General features: G+C 44.9%; 5 protein-coding genes and 1 pseudogene. 1 reads left to right on the top strand and 5 read right to left on the bottom strand.

The genetic code is table 11. The features are described from left to right. Nucleotides 1–160 precede the first annotated feature (160 nt). On the bottom strand, nucleotides 161–1045 hold the full coding sequence (locus tag RIG66_RS02035) for an alpha/beta fold hydrolase (protein ID WP_446374727.1): 885 nt from the start codon (nucleotides 1043–1045) through the stop codon (nucleotides 161–163). Between the two features lie 94 nt (nucleotides 1046–1139). On the opposite strand from RIG66_RS02035, the gene RIG66_RS02030 reads away from it, so the two are divergent. After that, nucleotides 1140–1334: a hypothetical protein gene (locus RIG66_RS02030; RefSeq protein ID WP_446374725.1), complete on the top strand. Its 195-nt coding sequence runs from the start codon at nucleotides 1140–1142 to the stop codon at nucleotides 1332–1334. A 193-nt stretch (nucleotides 1335–1527) separates the two neighbouring features. Here RIG66_RS02030 and RIG66_RS02025 read toward each other — a convergent pair whose 3' ends face one another. The 4 genes and pseudogenes from RIG66_RS02025 to RIG66_RS02010 form a co-directional block, all read right to left on the bottom strand. Then, nucleotides 1528–2604 (bottom strand): calcium/sodium antiporter, encoded by a 1077-nt coding sequence (locus RIG66_RS02025; protein WP_446374723.1) that lies wholly within the window; start codon nucleotides 2602–2604, stop codon nucleotides 1528–1530. Nucleotides 2605–2892: 288 nt separating this feature from the next. Continuing rightward, the gene (gene larB / locus RIG66_RS02020; protein WP_446374721.1) at nucleotides 2893–3672 is read right to left on the bottom strand and encodes a nickel pincer cofactor biosynthesis protein LarB; all 780 of its coding nucleotides are present in this window, start codon (nucleotides 3670–3672) and stop codon (nucleotides 2893–2895) included. A gap of 119 nt (nucleotides 3673–3791) precedes the next feature. Beyond that, a complete protein-coding gene (locus RIG66_RS02015) occupies nucleotides 3792–4805 on the bottom strand; it encodes a GAF domain-containing protein (RefSeq protein WP_446374719.1) in 1014 nt (337 codons plus the stop codon). Nucleotides 4806–5331: 526 nt separating this feature from the next. Further along, nucleotides 5332–5963 (bottom strand): annotated as a pseudogene (locus tag RIG66_RS02010) (hypothetical protein); the annotation flags it as partial.

Raw genomic sequence — 5963 nt, 5'->3', positions numbered from 1 at the left:
AAGACTCAAAAGGTTTCCGTTTGCGACTACACCTGGAAACGAATTGGACAATTTGCCCTTAGTAAAGTCGATTTAATCAGGAGAAATAACGGCTTATGTGTAGCCTGAGAAAAGAATTGGATGCCTCTATTCTTCCGGCATCCCGCTATCCCTCCTCACCCTACGAGAGTTGAGGGTGAGGACTCCCGCGAATACGTTGAGGGTGGCGTTGAATCCAATCATCAATATCACGGAGTACCTGATTGGGAATTTCCCACGGAAACAGGTGAGCCGTATGAGGATAGCAACGCCACTCAGATTCTTGTAGGTGTTGAGCCGTTTCTTGACTTGATTGAGCGGTAATGTGGCGATCCGCTTCTCCCGCTAATACCAGACAAGGACATTGAATTTGTTCTAAGTCAGCCAGTCTATTGTATCTTGCTTTCAATGCTTGGTTAAGGGCATCAGTCGCCGCCTTAGAGGTTTGCAGATAGGCGACTAAGGCTTCCTGTGCTAAATACTGGTAAGCCGTTGCACTATGGTTTTGGATGAGATAACGATAGAGCGATCGCTTGCCAAAGGTTTCAATGTTCCACCGCCATCCTGGAGAGACGCGATTCAAGATAGAAGCGATCCCGGTATAGAGATTATCCTGCCACGCGATCGCAGGATGATTTCCTCTTGGTCGTGCGGCTGTGGCGATCAAAATTAAACCACTCACTCTCTCAGGTAGCCTTAGCGCTAATTCCATAGCGAGAATCCCACCCAAAGACCAGCCGAGTACCAAACAACGATTGATCCCGAAGCGGTTAAGCATATCCTCCAAATCTATCAGGTGGTCGCTCATCTGAAACGCTTCCACTGTACGACTGCGACCATATCCGCGCAAGTCAGGAGACAGGGTTTGGAATCGTTGAGATAGATGGTCGGTAAAAACCGACATACAACGCCCCGAGCCCGGATGACCGTGCAGGCAGAGAATTGGAACGCCTTGACCTTGACAGTAAACGTTAAGTTGAACAGGTTGCGAGATTTTACCTATCAACAATTCTGTAAACTCCTCCACAAACGTTCTTGAAAAATCCGTAAAAATGCTGTTTACGATCAGCATTGTGGCGGATGACAATTGACATAACGATTGATTCAGTTCGATTCAAGTTATGTCTTCACAATTGCATCAATTCCAATCCTCCAAATTGACCCACACTCAAAAAGCCTTCCTTAAATTACAATACCAGACTGTACCCTTAGCTACAGATGATAAGTTCGAGGAATGGCTAATGACCTTAGAAGAACAGTGGACACCGGAAATCGCGGCTTGTCTTCAAGGTAAATTCCCGGATTGGCGCAGCTAGTGCAGTGCGGCGGAGCAGGGGAGCAGGGGAGCAGGGGAGCAGGGGAGAGCAGCAAAACCATGTCCTCAAAGGTCATGAAGGATCAAAATTCAACACTTAGTCAGGGCGGGTTTTGCACAAGTGTTACTATCAATAGTCAAGCAGAAAGTCCCTAAACCCGCCCCTACACACTCAATACTTCTCCCATTAAACATCAAGTTTTGCGGAAGGAACGAATCGCCAGAATAAGCAGTGTTATGAGAGTCAACGGCATAACAAACAGGAGCATGATCGCGCTAAATTCCTCCAACGCATCATGTTCAGTGGCGTTAAGAAACAAATACATCGTATAAGCGACGTAGTATGCCAGAAACAGAATTCCCTCCCAGCGAGCAATACAATAGCCAGTAAAGAAAATTGGCAAGCAAGCGACAGCGACAGCAATCATGACAGGAATGTCAAAATTTAAAGCAGGCATTGATACAGCTATGCCGTCAGGTGCAACAACACTACATACTCCCAACACCAATAGGAGATTAAAAATATTACTGCCAACTGCATTACCAACTGCAATATCCCGTTCACCTCGAATACCCGCAGCAACTGACGTGGCAATTTCTGGTAGCGAAGTCCCGGCTGCAACAATGGTTAAGCCAATAATCAATTCGCTGATTCCAAGCGCTTGGGCGACATCTACAGAACCCTTAATCAGGTAGTTTGACCCCACTACCAACATTCCTATACCAACAATAATTAAGCCTAGGTTGAGTAAGATCTGATAGATCCCTCGGCGAGAGCGCTGATTATTGCTTTCTGATGCGCCTTCCTGGGCTTGGCTTTCTCGACGTCCTTGGTAGAGAGTAAATAGAGTGTAAGCGATCGCTCCCATAACCAAGAAAATCCCATCCCCCCGACTCAGTTTACCATCCCACCCCATTAACCACACCAGCAACGATACTCCAGTCATTACAGGCGCATCAAGTCGCACCAACTGTCGCGAGACAATCAGCGGGGCAACGGCGGCGGAACTGCCTAGAATTAGCAAAATATTGGCAATGTTGCTGCCAACAACGTTACCAATGGCAATATCTGCTTGTCCCGCGTAGCTAGACTGTACAGATACGGCTAATTCCGGAGCGCTGGTGCCATAGGCAACAACCGTTAATCCGACAACTAAGGGTGAAAGTCCAGCAGCTACAGCTAATTGGGATGCTCCTCGTACCAGAATTTCGGCTCCGGCGATCAACAAAACAAAGCCGCTAATTAATACTAATATAGTGATGGCATCCATCAGGGTTTATCCGGTGTGGGAACAGATCACAGGGTATGGGTTGATGACGTTAATGTCAAAGTTAGGCTCAGGTAGCGATGCCTCTATCAATCAGAATAACCTACTATCAAACTCTATTTTGGAAAACCCATTCAAGACTTCAATTAGGATAAGCTAAACTTGAGTGTTCAAGGAATTAGTTTGAAATTTTCCTTAATTAAGATTTAGGTTTATTGGTGCAAGTTTTTACTCAAAGCCTTAATTGTAACAGTAAACGCATTTTTTTGTTCCCTGTTCACTGTTCCTTGTTCACTGTTCCCTCAATAACTTCTGCGCCGTCCGCATAATTTGACCCGCTAGAATTGCCGCACCAAAACCGTTATCAATATTCACAACTCCCACTCCTGGTGCACAAGAATTAAGCATGGTTAAAAGAGGAGCAAGTCCGCCAAAACTTGCACCGTAGCCGATGCTCGTAGGAACTGCAATAACTGGAGAATCAGCTAAACCCGCAACAACGCTAGGTAACGCCCCTTCCATCCCGGCTACGACAATTAGCACATTGGCTTCAGCAATGACCTGTTGATGACTCAGCAAGCGGTGGAGTCCCGCTACACCCACATCCCAGAGACGCTGTACCTGAAACCCACACAGTTGAGCCGTAACTGCTGCTTCTTCAGCAACCCATAAGTCAGAGGTTCCCGCACAAATAATTCCTATCGTTCCTGGAAAATTGGATGGAATAGTTTCGGGCGCGATCGCACAAATCCGGGCAGTGGGATAATAGTGGATATCAGGGACTGTAACTTGGAGTTGGGCAAACACATCAGGATCAATGCGAGTTGCCATCACCACTGAATTACGTTGTCGCATTGCTGCCATAATTTGAGCAATTTGGTCAGGTGTTTTACCTAAACCCCAAATGACCTCTGGGAAACCTGTTCTCAAGGTGCGATGATGGTCAACTTTAGCAAAGTTACTAACGGACTCAAAGGGAAAATGTTTTAGTTTATCTAAAGCAACTGCCGGACTTGTTTCGCCAGCAGCCACTGATTCGAGCAAAGTTTTTATGGCTTGAGGTTGAGTCATGATTTATTCAACTATTAAAGTGTTATTATTTTTTTTAACAACCATAAAGCTGGGGTTAAGGATGATTTGAGGCTGTATTTACATAGATTATTTTAACTTATAGCGATTTTTTATTATAGTCAAATTACGCGGAGTGCCCCGATGATAACAAACCGACCGTAAAGTTTAGTTCGGTTTCCATAAACTTCCACATTAATCAAACTCCTATCTTTACGCTGTCCTTTGAATCGACAGTACAGATTCTTAGTTTGACCCTGAATGCAGCTATAGATTTGTTGTTCAACAAACTTACGATTGTCTAAGCATACGAGTTCAAGAACAGATTCTAATGAGATCAGTTCTCCAAAAGTATAGCCAAAAGTTTCGGCTAATCTGGGATTGACGTATAGAAAATTCCCTTCCCCAAACAGGATATACATGCCAATTCGGGAAAATTCTTTCTCGCTGAAGGATTGAGTTACACTTTGACGAGATTGAACGGTTGTTTTCTGTTGAGACTGCTTTAATTCTAAGTCCAGTTCTTGCTGCTGACGTTCATGATAGAGTCGAGCATTGTCAAGCACCAATGCCATAGATTCTGCTGTGATTTGCATTAGATGAGCCGATTCCGGGCTAAAATGTCCGGGTTGGGAGTGAGTTAAGGTGAGAATTCCTAAGACTTCTTTACCCATTAAAATCGGAACGCCAAGGGCGGAGCGAACGGTGTAAGGTTGATTGGGTAAGGTCAACCAACGCTCGTCCTCGATCGTATCAGTAATGAGTCCAAGTTTGCGGTGACGATAGACCCAACCCGCTAACCCTTTATCCAATACTTGACCAATCAGCCGTTGCTTTTGTCCTCGTAGCGTCGCACCACGAGCTAGAATACTTTCGGTGACAACGCCATGGGCATCAAGTAAGAACAAACTACTGGATTCCGCACGAGTTAGCTTAGTGCCAATTGTCACAATTTGTTGCAACATGGCTCTAACCATCAGTGTCCCCCTCGCCGCTTGCAAGGTTGTGGCAAAGGTTCTCATGAGCTGATGTTGGGCATCAAACGCCATTTTAGTCATTTTCAGTTTAATCACTTGTCGGCGTAGTAATGCCACTTCTGCCATGAGTTGTTCGTAGGACTTGTTGCGATCGCTCATTTGTACCTCTATCCATTCAATGCACCTGCACTCAAATCCTGTAAGACTTCACCCTCTGCTAGGGAGAAAGCCATAAGACAGACTCACTCCCTTGGTTTGGGGTGGAATTGAGGATGTTCTCTAACTTCTACCAGAATTTGCTTAATCTCCCCAATAATGAGTTTAGGCGAGTTGTTGCTTACTCTGGTCAAGTTTGTCATTTTTTTGTTCAGCTTTCCATGGGTTGCAGATGAAGTCCCGATCAACCCATGAACAAATGTAAAGCAAAGCGATCTTGATACAACCTTATGTCCTGAAACTTGTGGGTTGAGCCATGGAGCCTGCTAAGGACAGCGCATCAACTAAGTTTTAAGTGAGGATGTCAACCGATAGAACAATGGAAAATCCTAGCAGAAACTGCTGTCAAAGGTTTTATGGGTTTTCTGGACTCACGTCGCTGCTACCGCTTCTAAAAACCTAGACAAACCTACCCATAAGTAATTCTGCCTTGGTATAAGTCCACGGTGTAACTTTTGGTCGATAACCGTTAACGCTTGCGCTTGGCTGATACCCGGCATTGTTGCTCGATATCAACCTTAACCAACGGTTCCCAGTTAGAGACGCCGTAGTAATCGTGTCTACGATTGACTACAGGGCATCGACCCATAAAATTATTAAATTGATATAGAGCGCTCCATACGTGCTTTCTCGGATTCACTCCGAGATAGGCGGACACAGAACGCGGCAATCTCTCACTATACTTCATGCCTCTTCTGGCAATGGCTAGGGCAGCAGCCACATCAGATGATAGTCCATACATCCGACTATATTTAACCAATCCAATCAAACTCGTGTAAGCTGGATTGACCAACTGAAGAGCTATTCCTCGGTTGGATAAAATCGATGAAAAAATATGATAAAAACGACTGTATGCCCAGGCAGAAAGCATTCGAGCATATTTTTTGCCACGCTCTCTTAATTGAGCTTTCTTTGTCGAAAAATCTAATCTTTCACACAGAATCGGGCTCTGAAAACGAATGGCTAAAGCTGCCAATTTCAAACAAACATCTACAATTTGAGCATCTTGTTTACCTGTGGGCAAACCCGTCTGAAAAGGAAGAGTTCCCTGAGCTTTTAAATTTCCTTGACCATCAACATAAGCCCAACCGATAGAACTAG

Source organism: Coleofasciculus sp. E2-BRE-01 (genome assembly GCF_040221695.1).
Lineage (GTDB): Bacteria > Cyanobacteriota > Cyanobacteriia > Cyanobacteriales > Coleofasciculaceae > Coleofasciculus.
The sequence above is the reverse complement of the archived record's forward strand: the minus strand, read 5'-3'. Positions and strand labels throughout refer to the sequence as shown.